Origin of the sequence: Streptomyces sp. NPDC005017 (assembly GCF_042873115.1) — a bacterium.
GTDB lineage: Bacteria > Actinomycetota > Actinomycetes > Streptomycetales > Streptomycetaceae > Streptomyces.
In genome coordinates, this window is record NZ_JBIALD010000043.1 from 26,198 (window position 1) to 40,283 (window position 14,086).

The following is a 14,086-nucleotide window of genomic DNA, read 5'->3' on the forward strand; positions in this document are numbered from 1 at the left end:
TCCCGGCCGCCCGCCCCCGGTCCACGTCACCCCCCGACCGTCTGGAGCACCTTCTCCTCCCGCGCCACCACCCGCACCGCGTGGACCCGCGACCGCCGCCACAGCCACAGCACATCCCGCCCGAACGACCACACCAGCGTCCCCAGGGCGAACACGACGACCGCCGTGGTGGCCGGGAGGGGCAGCAGGTCCGAGGCGGCGACCAGGAGGAGGACGCCCTGGAAGGCGGCCACCGTCTTGCGGGCCGTCGACGGGGGCAGGGGCGCGTTCAGCCAGGGCAGGACGCGGGCCGCGGCGACGAAGGCGTAGCGCATGCCGCCGATCAGCAGGACCCAGGGGCCGAGGGCGGCGGCGACGTACACGCTCAGCACCAGGATGAGGAACGCGTCGACCTCCATGTCGAAGCGTGCGCCCAGCGGGGTCGAGGTGCCGGTGCGGCGGGCGACCTTGCCGTCCACGCCGTCGAGGATCAGGGCCACCGCCGTCAGGCCCACGAACAGGGTGATGGGCGTCGGGCTCCGGAAGGAGTCGGCCACCAGCGCCGTCACCGCGCCGACCAGGACGGCCCGGCCGAGGGTGACCCGGTTGGCCGGGCCGAAGGAGCGCGGCCGGGCGCGGTGCAGGGCGCGGGAGAGCACCGCCCAGGTGGCGAACGCGAAGGCCAGCCCGGTGAGCCAGCCCGCCGGGCCCAGGCCGACCGCCGTCCCGAGCAGGGCCAGCAGCAGAAGCTGCGCACCCGCTCCGACGGCGGTCTCCTGCTGGACCGGCCTCGCGTCGTAAGTGTCGTTCAGGGCCACCGCGCATCCTCCGGCCGTGTGACAGAGTCGATCAACGCCGCGTACTCTGCGCGGCCTGTGCACATCTCCGTACGTGAACAGCTTCCCGTGCGTTCAGGCCTATCTGGAGGATGTGAATGAAGAGTCCCGCACGCGCCTTCTGGCTGGCCTCCCCCGGCGAGGGCGAGATCCGCGAGGTGCCCGTGCCCGAACCCGCCGAGGGCGAAGTGCTGGTGCGCAGCCTGTACTCCGGAATCAGCCGGGGCACCGAGACGCTGGTGTTCCGCGGCGGCGTGCCGCGCAGCCAGTACGCGGCGATGCGGGCGCCGTTCCAGGAGGGCGACTTCCCCGGGCCGGTGAAGTACGGCTATCTGAACGTCGGTGTGGTGGAGCGGGGGCCCGCCGGGCTGCTCGGCCGGACCGTGTTCTGCCTGTATCCGCACCAGACGCGGTACGTCGTCCCCGCCTCGGCCGTCACGCCCGTGCCCGAGTCCGTGCCCGCCGAACGGGCCGTCCTCGCGGGCACCGTGGAGACGGCCGTGAACGCCCTGTGGGACGCGGCCCCGATGGTCGGCGACCGGATCGCCGTGATCGGCGGCGGCATGATCGGTTCCTCGGTCGCCGCCCTCCTCGCCCGCTTCCCCGGCGTCCGCGTCCAGCTCGTCGACACCGACCAGGACCGCGCCCGGACCGCCGAGGCCCTCGGCGTCGCCTTCGCCGCGCCCGAGGACGCGCTCGGCGACTGCGACCTCGTCGTCCACGCCAGCGCCACCGAGCAGGGTCTCGCCCGCGGCCTGGAACTCCTCGCCGCCGAGGGCACGCTCGTCGAGCTGAGCTGGTACGGCGACCGCCGGGTCGCCCTCCCGCTCGGCGAGGCATTCCACTCCCGGCGCCTGACCCTGCGCGCCAGCCAGGTCGGCACCGTCTCCCCGGCCCGCGCGAACCGGACGTACGCCGAACGGCTCGCCCTCGCCCTGGATCTGCTCGCCGACCCGGCCCTCGACGCCCTGATCACCGGCGAGAGCGATTTCGACGAACTCCCGGACGTTCTCCCGAAGATCGCCTCGGGCGAGATCCCGGCCCTGTGCCACCGAGTGGCGTATCCCGGTGCCTGACCTGAGAAAAGAGTGAGATACGGCTGAACAACCGGAAGCCGGCAGCCGTACTATGCGGCATCCCCCGGCAGGGAGTCACGGGGGACCAGACGCACCGCACTGGAGGGTCGTCCGTTGTTCAGCATCACCGTCCGCGATCACATCATGATCGCCCACAGCTTCCGGGGCGAGGTCTTCGGCCCCGCGCAGGCCCTGCACGGAGCGACGTTCCTGGTGGACGCCACGTTCCGGCGCGAGCGGCTGGACGAGGACAACATCGTCGTCGACATCGGCCTCGCCACCCGCGAGCTCGGCACGATCGCCGCCGAGCTCAACTACCGCAACCTCGACGACGAGCCGGACTTCAAGAACGTCAACACCTCCACCGAGTTCCTCTGCCAGGTCATCGCCGACCGGCTCGCCGCGCGGGTCCACGAGGGCCGCCTGGGCGAGGGCGCCAGAGGCCTCTGCGGCATCACGGTCACGCTGCACGAGTCGCATGTCGCGTGGGCCAGTTACGAGCGTGCCTTGTGACCGACACGACGGTGGCCCGCCCGGCCGGCACGCACGCCGGGGAACTCACGCCGTACGGCGGGGAGCTGGCGCCCATGACCCTGCGCACCCTGCACTTCGTCGTCCCCGGCGGGGTCGCCGACCCGGACCGGCCGAGCGGGGGCAACGCCTACGACCGGCGCATCAGCCTGGACCTGCCCGGCTTCGGCTGGCAGGTGCACCAGCACCTGGTCCCCGGCTCCTGGCCGTGCCCCGACTCCGCCGCCCGCGCCGAACTCGCCCGCGTGCTGCGCCGGCTCCCGGACGACGCGGTCGTCCTGATGGACGGACTGGTCGCCTGCGGCGTCCCCCAGGTCGTCGTGCCGGAGACCGAACGGCTGCGGCTCGCCGTGCTGGTGCATCTCCCGCTCGGCGACGAGACCGGCCTGGCCCCCGAGGTGGCCGCCGAACTCGACGTCCGGGAACGGGCCGTGCTGCGCGCGGCCGGCGCGGTCGTCGCCACCAGCGAATGGGCGGTCCGCCGCCTCGTCGCCCACCACGGCCTGGCCCCGAACCGCGTGCACGCGGCGACACCCGGCGCCGACATCGCGCCCCTCGCCCCCGGCACCGACGGCGTCTCCCATCTGCTGTGCGTCGCCGCCGTCACCCCGCGCAAGGGCCAGCACCGCCTGGTGGAGGCCCTGGCCGCCGCCCACGACCTGCCGTGGAGCTGCACACTGGTGGGAGCGCTGACCCAGGACCCGGCCTACGTCGGCTGGCTGCGCGACCGCATCGACCGCCACGGCCTGACGGACCGCATCCACCTGGCCGGTCCCCGCGCGGGCGCCGAACTGGACGCCGCCTACGCCGCCGCCGACCTCATGGTCCTCACCTCGTACGCCGAGACATACGGCATGGCGGTGACGGAGTCCCTGGCGCGCGGTGTCCCGGTGCTCGCCACGGACGTCGGCGGAGTCCCGGAGGCCGTCGGCCGCGCTCCCGACGGCGGTGTGCCCGGCATCCTCGTCCCGCCGGAGGACCCGGCCGCGCTCGCCGCCGAACTGCGCGGCTGGTTCGGCGAACCGGACGTCCGCCGCCGGCTGAAGTCCGCCGCACGGGGCCGCCGGGCCGCCCTCGACGGCTGGGCCACCACGGCCCGCACCCTGGCCGGAGTGCTGCACCGGCTGCTCAGCGAACCGAGGAGGGCGGCATGAGCGGGACGACCGCGGTACGCGAGGACGCGGGTGACGTGTCCCCGGAGACCCCGCAGGGGGACGGCGCCGGGGCCGGTCAGGAGCCGCGGACCGCCGGCACGCCGGACGTCATCGCGGGCGCTGGCCCCGTCGCCGGTGAGCGCGCGACCGTGCGGCTGCGGCAGAACGGACCCGAGGAGCCCGCCCGCTACGCGCCCGAGTGGCTGGAACTGCGCGAGGGCGCCGACGCGGCCGGGCGGTCACCGGAACTCCTCGACCCGCTGCGGATACGGCTCGCCAACCTGCCCGGCCGCGCGAAGGACGGCCTGGTGGTGCACGACCTGGGCTGCGGCACCGGTTCGATGGGCCGCTGGCTGGCGCCCCGGCTCGACGGCCCCCAGCACTGGGTGCTGCACGACCGTGACCCCTATCTGCTGCACTTCGCGGCCGTGACCTCCCCCAAGAGCGCCGCCGACGGCAGCCCGGTCACGGTCGAGACCCGGCGCGGCGACGTCGCCCGGCTCACCCCCGACGCCCTCGCGGGCGCCTCCCTCGTCACGGCCTCCGCGCTGCTGGACGTCCTCACCCGGGAGGAGATCGACGCCCTCGCCGCCGCGTGCGCGGGCGCCGGCTGCCCGGCCCTGCTGACCCTCTCCGTGGTCGGCCGGGTCGAACTCGCCCCCGCCGACCCGCTGGACGCCGAACTCGCCGAGGCGTTCAACGCCCACCAGCGCCGCGGCGGACTGCTCGGCCCGGACGCCGTGACCACGGCCTGCGAGGCCTTCGGCGACCGCGGGGTGACCGTCCAGGTCCGCCCGAGCCCCTGGCGGCTCGGCCCGACGGACGCCACGCTCACCGCCCAGTGGCTGCGCGGCTGGGTCGGCGCGGCCGTGGAGCAGCGCCCCGAACTGCGCGAGCGGGCCGCGAAGTACCTGGCCGCCCGTCTGGCCGCCTGTGCCCGGGGCGAACTCCAGGTCACCGTCCACCACGCCGACCTGCTCGCCCTGCCCCGCCCGACGGACGCCCGGTCATGAGCGCGCCGACCGGGACGGGCCCGGCCCCGCCCACCGGGACCGCCGAGCCGTCGACGGGCCCCGCCGCCGGCCCGGCCGCCCGGCCGGGCGAGCCGGGGCCGCCCCGGCGGCGCCCGGTCCTGGCCCGGCTGCGCCCGCACCTCGGCACCCTGGCGGGTCTCCTCGTCCTGGGCGTCGTCGTCTGGCGGCTCGGGACGGGGGTGTTCCTGGACGGGCTCGGCAGGATCGATGCGCCCGCCGTCCTCGCGGCGCTCGGGATCGGCGTGGTCACCACCGTGTGCAGCGCCTGGCGCTGGCAGCTCGTCGCGCGCGGTCTGCGGATCGGACTACCGCTGAAGCCTGCCGTCGGCGACTACTACCGGGCGCTGTTCCTGAACGCGGCCCTGCCCGGTGGTGTCCTCGGCGACGTGCACCGGGCCGTGCGGCACGGGCAGAGCGCGGGGGACGTGCGCCGCGGGGTGCGGGCCGTGGTGCTGGAGCGGACGGCCGGCCAGGTGGTCCTCGCCGTGGCGGGCGGTGTCGTCCTCGCGACGCTGCCGTCGCCCGTGCGGGCCGAGACCCGGCAGTTCGCCGTGCTCGCCGCGATCGCCGCGGCGGGCGCGTTCGCGATCGTCGCCGCCCTGCGGATGAGCCGGCCCCGCGCCACTGCCCGGCAGGGGTTCCTCGCGGAGGCGCGTGAGGCCCTGCTCTCCCCGCGCAACGGCCCCGGGGTCCTCGTCTCCTCGGTCGTCGTCCTCGCCGGGTACGTCGCCACGTTCCTGCTGGCCGCGCGGGTCGTGGGCGTGGGCGCCTCCGCGCTCGCCCTGCTGCCGCTGGCCGTGCTCGCGCTGCTCGCCATGAGCCTGCCGCTGAACGTCGGCGGCTGGGGCCCGCGCGAGGGCGTCACCGCCTGGGCGTTCGGCGCCGCCGGGCTCGGCGCGCACGAGGGGCTCGCCGTGGCCGTGGTGTACGGCGTGCTGAGCCTCGCGGCGAGCCTGCCCGGCGCGGCGGTCATCGCCCTGCGCTGGTACGCCGGGCGGCGCGTCCCCAACTACCCGGCGGAGTCCGCCTCTTCGCCCTTCAGCAGCGAGAAGTACGCGCCGAAGGAATCCGCGAGACTCGCCAGCAGCGCCTTTCCCTTTTCCGCGGTTCCGAGGGAAGGACGGCCTATGACGCCCGAATCGGTATAGGCGGCCATTCCCACGGTGAGCAGGTGCCGCCGGTCGTCGGCGACGAAATCGGCGGACTCGTAACCGGGCCGCACCATTTCCGGATACGCGTGCAGAAGGATGGAGGTCTCTATTTCCCCCGCGTGCATGTCGGTGAGCAGCGAGGTGAGCACCCCGGCCCGTTCCCGGGCCGTCTCCCAGTCCTCCGGGGCAGGGAACAGCGCCATCCGCTCTCCGCGCGCGGAGGACTCCTGGACCACGTTGCCCAGGACGTAGTTGCCGCCGTGCCCGTTGACCAGCACCAGCGTGTCGACGCCCGACCGGCGCAGCGACTCGGCGATGTCCCGTACCACCGCGTGAAGGGTCACGGAGGAGATGCTGACGGTGCCCGGCCAGGCCGCGTGCTCGTGCGAGCAGGCGAGTGTCACCGCAGGAAGGAGGTGCACGGGGTGCGCGGCGGCGATCTCCCCGGCGATCGCGCAGGCGACGAGCGTGTCGGTGGCCAGCGGGAGATACGGGCCGTGCTGCTCGAAACTCCCCACGGGCAGCACCGCTATCCGCGAGTTCCGTGCCTTCACGTCCTCCGTGGTGTCCGCCGGCAGCAGACCGTACGCCGCCGACCGTATGTCCGAACCACTCATCTTTTTCACGGCCTTTCGTCTTTGCTGAGGAACAGATCATGACAGAAAAGATCGGCGTGCTCGCCAAGAAGTCCGCTCCGCGCACCGGAGTGGAACGCGTCGTGAATGCCCCGCTCCCCACGGTGTACGGGCCATTCACCGCGGTCGGCTACCTCGACCACGACCGCGGTGACGAACAGGTCGCCCTCGTGTACGGCGACCTCGGTGCCGAGGACGTGCTGACCCGGCTGCACTCGGAGTGCCTGACCGGCGACGCCTTCGGCTCCCAGCACTGCGAGTGCGGCGACCAGCTCGACTCCGCGCTGCGGGCCGTGGTGGCCGCGGGCAGCGGTGTCGTCGTCTACCTCCGCGGGCACGAGGGCCGGGGCATCGGCCTGCTCGGCAAGCTGCGGGCGATGGCGCTCCAGGCGGAGGGCCTGGACACCGTGGAGGCGAACGTCGCCCTCGGCTACCCCGTGGACGCCCGTGACTACGGTGTCGCCGCGGAGATCCTGCGCGACCTCGGCGTCCGCTCGGTGCGGCTGATGTCCAACAACCCGGCCAAGCGCGAGGCGCTGGTCCGGCACGGCATCCAGGTCGCCGAGGAGGTGCCGCTGCTGATCGAGCCGTGCGAGAGCAACATCACCTATCTGCGCACCAAGCGGGAGCGGATGGACCACCGTCTGCCGCACCTGGACGCGGTGGCGCACTGGTCATGACCCGGTGACGGCCTCGTACACGAACCGCTTGAGCTCCGGGTAGACGGCGTGGGAGCCGCGCGGCCGCACCTGGGTCATGAACTGCACGGTCAGATCACGCCCGGGGTCGACGAAGAACGTCGTGGTGGCCACGCCGCTCCACCCGTAGGTGCCCGGCCCGGCCGGGGCCGGGGTGCGCCCGGGGTCGGTCACCACGGACACCCCGAGCCCGAAGCCGAGGCCCGCCTTGGCGGCCACGTCGTGCGCGGGCCTGCTGCCGAAGGAGCGCAGATCGGCCCCGCCCGGCAGCTGGTTGGCGGTCATCAGGTCCACCGTGCCGGGCGCCAGCAGCCGGGTGCCGTCCACCTCGCCCCGGCGCCGCAGCAACTCCATGAAGCGGTGCACGTCGTGGGCGCTCGCCACCATGCCGCCGCTGCCGGACAGGAACCGGGGCCGCCCGTCGCGCAGCGGCAGCCCCGGCACCGGCGCTATCCCGCCGTCCTCCCGCTCGCCGTACAACTCGGCGAGACGCGGCGCCTGTTCGTCGGTGACGTGGAAGCCCGCGTCCGTCATCCCGAGCGGCCGGAAGACCCGCTCGGCGAAGAACACGTCCAGCGGCCGCCCCGACACCACCTCGACCAGGCGCCCCAGCACATTGCTGGCCACCGAGTAGTTCCACTGCGTGCCCGGATCGAACTGCAGGGGCAGGCTCGCGTACAGGTCGACCGTCTCCGCCAGGCCCGCGCCGGGCCGCGAGGTCGACTCGAGGCCGGCCTCCCGGTACAGGGCGTCCACCGGATGGCAGTGGTAGAAGCCGAAGGTCAGCCCGGCGGTGTGGGTCAGCAGGTGCCGCACCAGGATCGGCCCGGCCGCCGGTCTGGTGCGCAGCTCCCGGCCGGACCCGCCGACGTACACCCTCGGGTCGGCGAAGGCGGGCAGATACCGGGCGACCGGGTCGTCCAGCGAGAGCCGGCCCTCCTCGACGAGCAGCAGCACGGCCACCGAGGTCACCGGCTTGGTCATGGAGTAGAGCCGCCACAGCGTGTCCGCCGCGACCGGCAGCCCGGCCGCCCGGTCCCGCAGGCCGTACGTCGTGAGGTGCGCGACGCGCCCGCCGCGTGCCAGCGACACCAGGAAGCCGGGCAGCCGCCCCTCGTCAACCTCGCGGGCGAAGTGCCGGTCCATGCGCTGCAGCGCCTTCGGGTCCAGCCCCGCCTCTCCCGGGTCGGCTTCCTGCCGCAGCTGTGCCATGGTGCTCCTCCGGTCCGTTCCACGGTGCGAACGGGCATACCCCGCCGGGACGGCCTCAGACCTCATGATCGCCCCGGGACCGCGTGAACTGTGTCTCGTCACCCGCGTGACCCGCGCCCGCCGGACGCGGACGCCTCCGGCCGGAGCCGGGAGCCGTCGGGCGGGACGGGCCCGCCCCCGGGCCGTGCCGCGCCCGGCAGCAGCAGCGCCAACCCCGCGCCCGCCGCCGCGACGCCCGCCAGGACCGGCAGCGGCAGACGAAGCCCGCCGGCCCCGGCGAGCGTGGCCGCGACGGCGACCCCCAGCACCGGACCCACGTTCAGCGCGGTCTGCTGCAGCCCGCCCGCCACACCGGCCGAGGCCGCCGGAGCCTCCCGTACGACGACCTGGGTGGCCGCCACCATCACCGCCCCGAACCCGGCGCCGACCAGCGCGAACCCGGTGCACAGCGCGAGGGTCCCGGAGGCCGCGCCGAGCAGCAGGACACCGGCGCAGAGCAGGGTCATCGCCCCCGCGGCCGTCCGCCGGGCACCCGCCCGCCGCAGCAGTACGGGGCTCAGCACCGCGGCCGCGACCATCAGCAGCGCGAGCGGCAGACTCCGCACGGCACTCTCGAAGGGGTCCAGGCCGAGCGTGTCCTGGAGCAGATAGACACAGGCGAACAACGCGCCGTGCAGCGCGGCGGACGCGGCCACCAGCACGGCCAGCGCCGCCCCGATCGCGGGCGCGCCGACCAGTTCCGACGGCACGAGCGGATCGGCCGTACGGCGTTCGTGCCGTACGAGGCCCAGCCCGGCCGCGGCCGCCACGGCCAGGCCCGCCCCGCTCGCCGTGGTCCACCCGGACTCCGGCAGCCCGACCAGCGCGTGCACCAGGCATCCGAGGGTGACGGCCAGCAGCAGAGCGCCCGGCAGGTCGAGACCGTCCGGCCGCTCCCGCCCCGCGTCCGCCCGTGCGGTGTCCGACCTGCCCGCGGCGGTCAGGGCGAGCGTGCCGAGGACCGCGGCCGGGACGACGTTGAGGAGGAACACGGCCCGCCAGCCCCACTCGGTGACCAACGCGCCGCCCAGCACCGGGCCCGCCGCGGCGGCGAGGCCGATCGCGGCGGTGCGCACGGCGAGCGGGCCGCGCAGCCGCTCCGGCGGATACGCGGCACGCAGCATGCCGAGCGTGGCCGGCTGCAGCAGCGCGCCGAAGACGCCCTGGAAGAACCGCAGTGCGATCACCCAGCCGACGCCGGGCGCGAGCGCGATCGCCGCCGAGGCCGCCCCGAAGCCGAGCATGCCGAGCCCGAACAGCGGCCGGTGCCCGTACCGGTCGCCCAGTCGGCCGCCGAACACCAACAGCCCCGCCACCGCGATGAGATACCCGGTGCTGGTCCACTGCGCCTGCGCGAACGTCGCCCCGAGGTCCCGTTGCAGCGTCGGCTGGGCCACCGTGAGGACCGTGCCGTCCAGGGCGACGATCACCGCGCCGGCGACGCTGCTCGCCAGGGTGAGCCGGGCCCTCACCGGGCGCTCCCCAGATGGGCGTCGAGCGTCGCGTCCAGCAGGGGAGTGAAGTCGTCGGAGCCGGTGGCCAGTTGGAGGCTGCCCCAGGCCCACAGCTGGGCGATGCCGTGCAGGTTCGCCCACAGCGCGCCCGCGACGGCGCGGGCGTCGGCACCGGGCCGGACGGCGGCTACCCGCTCCACGAGCGCGGCGAACAGCGGCAGGCTCGTGTCCCGGAGTCCGAGATGGCCGCTCTCCAGCAGGTCGTGACGGAACATCAGCTCGTACATGCCGGGGTTGGCGAGGGCGAACTCCACATAGCCGCGTGCGACGGCCGCGATCTGCCCGCGCGGGCCCGCCTCCTCGTCGGCGAGCGCGGGCGCGGTGCGCGCGGCCAGGTCGGCGAAGCCGCGCCGGGCGATGGCCGACAGCAGTTCCAGATGGGTGGAGAAGTGGCGGCGCGGCGCCCCGTGCGAGACGCCCGCGCGGCGCGCGATCTCCCGCAGGGTGAGTGCCTGGGCACCCTCGCGGGCCACCAGCTCCACCCCGACCTCGACCAGCCGGGCGCGCAGGCCCGTGTCCGACTCATGCATGGAGACTGTCTACCAGCGGTGAGTAGACACTGTCTACTCACCCTGGAGGCGACGGCGGGACGGGAATACGGGAGCTGTCAGGCGGGTTGCAGCGGTCATGACCGACGACGCGCTGCTGAAGCTGCTCTCCGAGAGCCGGGGCGGGGTGCTGGTCACCCTCAGACGCGACGGGCGCCCCCAGCTGTCCAACGTCCTGCACGCCTACTACCCCGACGAGCGGATCCTGCGGGTGTCGGTCACCGACGACCGCGCCAAGACCCGCAACCTCCGGCGCGACCCCCGCGCGTCGTACCACGTCACCACCCCGGACCACTGGGCGTACACGGTCGCCGAGGGCACCGCGGAACTCACCCCCGTCGCCACCGGTCCGCACGACGACACCGTCGACGAACTGGTCCGCCTCTACCGCGACCTCCAGGGCGAACACCCCGACTGGGACGACTACCGCGCGGCGATGGTCCGCGACCGGCGCCTGGTGCTGCGCCTCCACGTCGAGCGGGTCTACGGCATCCCGCACGCCTGACCCCGCCCGGCGCGGGGTCTCACTGGCGGCTGACCGACCGGCTCACACCCGCCACCACCGTCGTCGCGAGGATCCAGCCCGTCACGACCAGCACGTACGACAGCCACTGGTACCAGCCCTGGGGAGCGTAGGCGCCCTCCTGACCGAAGGAGATCACCGGGACCAGCAGGTCGAGGGTGTAGAAGACCGGGTTGAAGTCGGGCGCCTCGCCGGGCTTCAGCGGGCCCGGCGGGCGCACGCCGTAGACCAGGGAGCCCACGGCCAGCAGGGACAGCAGCCAGCCCGCCGCCCGCAGCGGCCGGAAGCCGTAGCCGACCGTGGCGTCCTGGACGAGGCCCCAGACGCGGCCGTACCAGGGCAGCGTGGTGCGGTGCCGGCGCTGCTTCGCGAGCTGGACCAGCCGGGCTCCGTGCTCGTCGCCGATCCGCAGATACGCGGCCGTCAACTGCTCGTAGGCGTGCGGGACATAGCCCTCGCCGTCGCGCTCCACCATCGGCAGCCGCCGCTCGGCGGGCTCCTGCGGGGTGAGCGAGGCGTAGGCGAGCCCGTCCGTCAGGACCCGCTCCGGCACGCTGTCCGGCTCCAGGAACAGGACATCGATCTGCGCCCGGCGCAGATTGAGCGTGCCGTCCATCGGCGGGCTCTTGCGCAGCCACAGCTCGCCGATGGTACTGCTGCTCGCCCGCAGCACCGTCTGCCCGGGGTGTGCCAGCCTGCTGTACGACAGGTCGAGCCGCCCGGCGATCCGCGCGCCGCGCAGCCCGATCCAGCCGTCTACCTCCGCGTGCCGCAGCAGGACGTCGCCCTCGACGGTGAGGGTCTCGCCGTCCACCGCGACGTCGTCGGAGCCCCTGATCCGGGCCTGGTTGAGGGTGACCGTGCCGTTCACGGCGGCCCCGGTCAGCCGGATCTGGCCGTGCACGTCCAGGCCGGGGCCCGAGAGCCCGTCGCCGATGGCCACATGGTTGAGCTGGAGCGCGGCCTGCTCGGGACCGGGCGCGTCGATCGTCGTCCCGTCCAGGAAGAGCGCCCCGGCGATCTGCGTCCCGCCGAGCCGTACGGGCCCGCCGAACCGGCAGTCCGACAGGCGCAGGACGCCTTCGACCTGGACGTTGGCCGCGTCCAGGCCCGGCAGCACCGAGCCGCGCAGGTTCAGCTGCCGCAGCCGGGCCCCGTAGAAGACGGGCTCCTGCTCGAAGTGGCAGTGGCTCAGCCGCACGGGCCGTTCGGTCGCCGCGTACTCCAGGTCGAGGACGCCGGTGATCCGGGCTCCGAGCACACGGAGCGCGGGTATCTCCCCGTCCTCCTGGGGGTCTTTGAGCAGCAGTGTCCGCAACACGGCCGCCCGAACGGTCTGTTCGGGACCCCAGCCGGCGGCGGGATCCGGGTCCCGGCCGTCGCGGAAGTCCACCGCCTCCCCCCGGGGATAGGCCCGCCACACCCGCGCCTCGGCCGGGGTCAGGTCGTTGATCTCCATCGTGGGCGACTCTGACCCGGCCGGGGAACAGGTGTCAACCGCGGTCTGACGGACGGGTGTTCCACTCGGCGATCACGGGACGGCCGTGTTCGGTGGAGAGCCGGCTGACCGTGCCCGTGTCCAGCCTGAAGAGGCGTCCACCGGCCGGAGGGAGGCCCAGCCGGCGGGCGGTGAGGACGCGCAGGAAGTGGGCGTGCGCGATCAGGACCACGTCGCCGTCCCGCCGGGCGAGGGCCGTGTCCGCCCGGGTCAGGACCCGGTCGGCGCGGACGCCGACCTCGGCCGGGCTCTCCCCCTCGTGGTCGGGGCCCGGCGCCACACCGTCGCGCCACAGCTCCCAGTCGGGGCGGTCGAAGCGGATCGCGGCGGTGGTCATGCCCTCGTAGCCGCCGTAGTCCCACTCGTGCAGGTCGTGGTCGATCACGGCCTCGGCCAGTCCCGCCAGTTCGGCGGTGTGCGTCGCGCGGGTGAGCGGGCTGGTGAGGACGAGGGAGTAGGTCCGGCCGGACAGGAGCGGAGCCAGGGACGCCGCCTGCCCCTCACCGCGTTCGGTGAGGGGCAGGTCGGTGAAACTGGTGTGGCGCCCCGAGGCGCTCCACTCCGTCTCGCCGTGGCGGACCAGCAGCAGATCCCCCACGGCGCCGCCTACTTCTTCTCGACGGCGTGGCCGCCGAACTGGTTGCGCAGCGCCGCGATCATCTTCATCTGCGGGGAGTCGTCCTGGCGGGAGGCGAACCGCGCGAAGAGGGAGGCGGTGATCGCCGGGAGCGGGACGGCGTTGTCGATCGCCGCCTCCACGGTCCAGCGGCCCTCGCCGGAGTCCTGCGCGTAGCCGCGCAGCTTGTCGAGGTGCTCGTCGTCGTCCAGGGCGTCGACCGCGAGGTCCAGCAGCCAGGAGCGGATGACGGTGCCCTCCTGCCAGGAGCGGAAGACCTCGCGGACGTTCTCCACGGAGTCGACCTTCTCCAGCAGCTCCCAGCCCTCGGCGTAGGCCTGCATCATCGCGTACTCGATGCCGTTGTGGACCATCTTCGCGAAGTGGCCCGCGCCGACCCGGCCCGCGTGGACGTAGCCGTAGGGGCCCTCGGGCTTCAGGGCGTCGAAGACCGGCTGGACGCGGGCGACGTTCGCGGCGTCGCCGCCGACCATCAGCGCGTACCCGTTCTCCAGGCCCCAGACACCGCCCGAGACACCGGCGTCGACGAAGCCGATGCCCTTGGCGCCCAGTTCACGGGCGTGCTTCTCGTCGTCCGTCCAGCGGGAGTTGCCGCCGTCCACGACGATGTCGCCGGGGGAGAGGAGGTCGCCCAGCTCGTCGACGACGGACTGGGTGGCGGCACCGGCCGGGACCATCACCCAGACGACGCGCGGGGCTTCGAGGCGGTCGACGAGCTCGGCGAGCGTGCCGACGTCGGCGAGATCGGGGTTGCGGTCGTATCCGACGACGCTGTGGCCGGCGCGGCGGATGCGCTCGCGCATGTTGCCGCCCATCCTGCCGAGACCGATGAGACCGAGCTGCATGATCAGTTCACTTCCTTGAGGTCGCGGTAGGCCGCGACGAGTGCTGCGGTGGAGGTGTCGAGTCCGGGGACGTCGGTGCCTTCGGTGAGGGCGGGTTCGATGCGCTTGGCGAGGACCTTGCCGAGTTCGACGCCCCACTGGTCGAAGGAGTCGATGTCCCACACCGCGCCCTGGAC

Annotated in this window: 14 protein-coding genes and 2 pseudogenes; 7 read left to right on the forward strand and 9 right to left on the reverse strand. The window is 74.2% G+C overall.

Translation table 11 applies throughout. From position 1 onward, the window contains the following. Nucleotides 1-26 precede the first annotated feature (26 nt). The gene (locus tag ACFYR0_RS36380) at nt 27-797 is read right to left on the reverse strand and encodes a CDP-alcohol phosphatidyltransferase family protein (protein ID WP_389338200.1); all 771 of its coding nucleotides are present in this window, start codon (nt 795-797) and stop codon (nt 27-29) included. Nucleotides 798-913: 116 nt separating this feature from the next. Between ACFYR0_RS36380 and ACFYR0_RS36385 the strand changes: the two genes are divergently transcribed. From ACFYR0_RS36385 to ACFYR0_RS36405, 5 genes and pseudogenes are all read left to right on the forward strand, one after another. Beyond that, a complete protein-coding gene (locus tag ACFYR0_RS36385; protein ID WP_389338203.1) occupies nt 914-1,891 on the forward strand; it encodes an NAD(P)-dependent oxidoreductase in 978 nt (325 codons plus the stop codon). Nucleotides 1,892-2,005: 114 nt separating this feature from the next. Beyond that, nucleotides 2,006-2,404: a 6-pyruvoyl tetrahydropterin synthase family protein gene (locus ACFYR0_RS36390; protein ID WP_389338206.1), complete on the forward strand. Its 399-nt coding sequence runs from the start codon at nt 2,006-2,008 to the stop codon at nt 2,402-2,404. Between the two features lie 11 nt (nt 2,405-2,415). After that, on the forward strand, nt 2,416-3,576 hold the full coding sequence (locus ACFYR0_RS36395) for a glycosyltransferase family 4 protein (RefSeq protein ID WP_389338241.1): 1,161 nt from the start codon (nt 2,416-2,418) through the stop codon (nt 3,574-3,576). Further along, nucleotides 3,573-4,589, forward strand: coding sequence for a class I SAM-dependent methyltransferase (locus ACFYR0_RS36400; RefSeq protein ID WP_389338209.1), 1,017 nt, complete (start codon nt 3,573-3,575; stop codon nt 4,587-4,589). The genes ACFYR0_RS36395 and ACFYR0_RS36400 overlap by 4 nt, the downstream gene beginning before the upstream one ends. Next, nucleotides 4,586-5,506: pseudogene (locus ACFYR0_RS36405) on the forward strand (lysylphosphatidylglycerol synthase transmembrane domain-containing protein); the annotation flags it as partial. The gene ACFYR0_RS36400 and the pseudogene ACFYR0_RS36405, both read left to right, overlap by 4 nt. A 113-nt stretch (nt 5,507-5,619) precedes the next feature. Here the strand turns inward: ACFYR0_RS36405 and ACFYR0_RS36410 are convergent. Then, nucleotides 5,620-6,378 (reverse strand): creatininase family protein, encoded by a 759-nt coding sequence (locus ACFYR0_RS36410; RefSeq protein WP_389338212.1) that lies wholly within the window; start codon nt 6,376-6,378, stop codon nt 5,620-5,622. Between the two features lie 38 nt (nt 6,379-6,416). Between ACFYR0_RS36410 and ribA the strand changes: the two genes are divergently transcribed. After that, nucleotides 6,417-7,076, forward strand: a complete 660-nt coding sequence (gene ribA, locus ACFYR0_RS36415) for a GTP cyclohydrolase II (protein ID WP_386387489.1) — start codon at nt 6,417-6,419, stop codon at nt 7,074-7,076. On the opposite strand, the gene ACFYR0_RS36420 is transcribed toward ribA, so the two are convergent. The 3 genes from ACFYR0_RS36420 to ACFYR0_RS36430 all read right to left on the reverse strand — a co-directional run bounded on the left by ACFYR0_RS36420 (nt 7,071) and on the right by ACFYR0_RS36430 (nt 10,389). Continuing rightward, the gene (locus ACFYR0_RS36420; protein WP_389338216.1) at nt 7,071-8,306 is read right to left on the reverse strand and encodes a serine hydrolase domain-containing protein; all 1,236 of its coding nucleotides are present in this window, start codon (nt 8,304-8,306) and stop codon (nt 7,071-7,073) included. The genes ribA and ACFYR0_RS36420 overlap by 6 nt on opposite strands. Before the next feature lie 98 nt (nt 8,307-8,404). Next, on the reverse strand, nt 8,405-9,817 hold the full coding sequence (locus ACFYR0_RS36425; RefSeq protein WP_389338219.1) for an MFS transporter: 1,413 nt from the start codon (nt 9,815-9,817) through the stop codon (nt 8,405-8,407). Next, nucleotides 9,814-10,389 (reverse strand): TetR/AcrR family transcriptional regulator, encoded by a 576-nt coding sequence (locus ACFYR0_RS36430; RefSeq protein WP_389338222.1) that lies wholly within the window; start codon nt 10,387-10,389, stop codon nt 9,814-9,816. The genes ACFYR0_RS36425 and ACFYR0_RS36430 overlap by 4 nt, the downstream gene beginning before the upstream one ends. Before the next feature lie 97 nt (nt 10,390-10,486). Between ACFYR0_RS36430 and ACFYR0_RS36435 the strand changes: the two genes are divergently transcribed. Then, nucleotides 10,487-10,912 (forward strand): PPOX class F420-dependent oxidoreductase, encoded by a 426-nt coding sequence (locus tag ACFYR0_RS36435; protein WP_389338225.1) that lies wholly within the window; start codon nt 10,487-10,489, stop codon nt 10,910-10,912. 19 nt (nt 10,913-10,931) lie between these two features. On the opposite strand, the gene ACFYR0_RS36440 is transcribed toward ACFYR0_RS36435, so the two are convergent. The 4 genes and pseudogenes from ACFYR0_RS36440 to ACFYR0_RS36455 all read right to left on the reverse strand — a co-directional run. After that, on the reverse strand, nt 10,932-12,389 hold the full coding sequence (locus ACFYR0_RS36440) for a membrane-associated oxidoreductase (RefSeq protein ID WP_389338228.1): 1,458 nt from the start codon (nt 12,387-12,389) through the stop codon (nt 10,932-10,934). A 34-nt stretch (nt 12,390-12,423) separates the two neighbouring features. Continuing rightward, nucleotides 12,424-13,026 carry a histidine phosphatase family protein gene (locus ACFYR0_RS36445; protein WP_389338231.1) on the reverse strand — a complete coding sequence of 201 codons (603 nt, stop codon included), beginning with the start codon at nt 13,024-13,026 and terminating at the stop codon, nt 12,424-12,426. Between the two features lie 8 nt (nt 13,027-13,034). Next, nucleotides 13,035-13,910 (reverse strand): phosphogluconate dehydrogenase (NAD(+)-dependent, decarboxylating), encoded by an 876-nt coding sequence (gene gnd / locus ACFYR0_RS36450; protein ID WP_389338234.1) that lies wholly within the window; start codon nt 13,908-13,910, stop codon nt 13,035-13,037. 2 nt (nt 13,911-13,912) lie between these two features. Further along, nucleotides 13,913-14,086, reverse strand: a pseudogene (locus tag ACFYR0_RS36455) (glucose-6-phosphate isomerase); the annotation flags it as partial.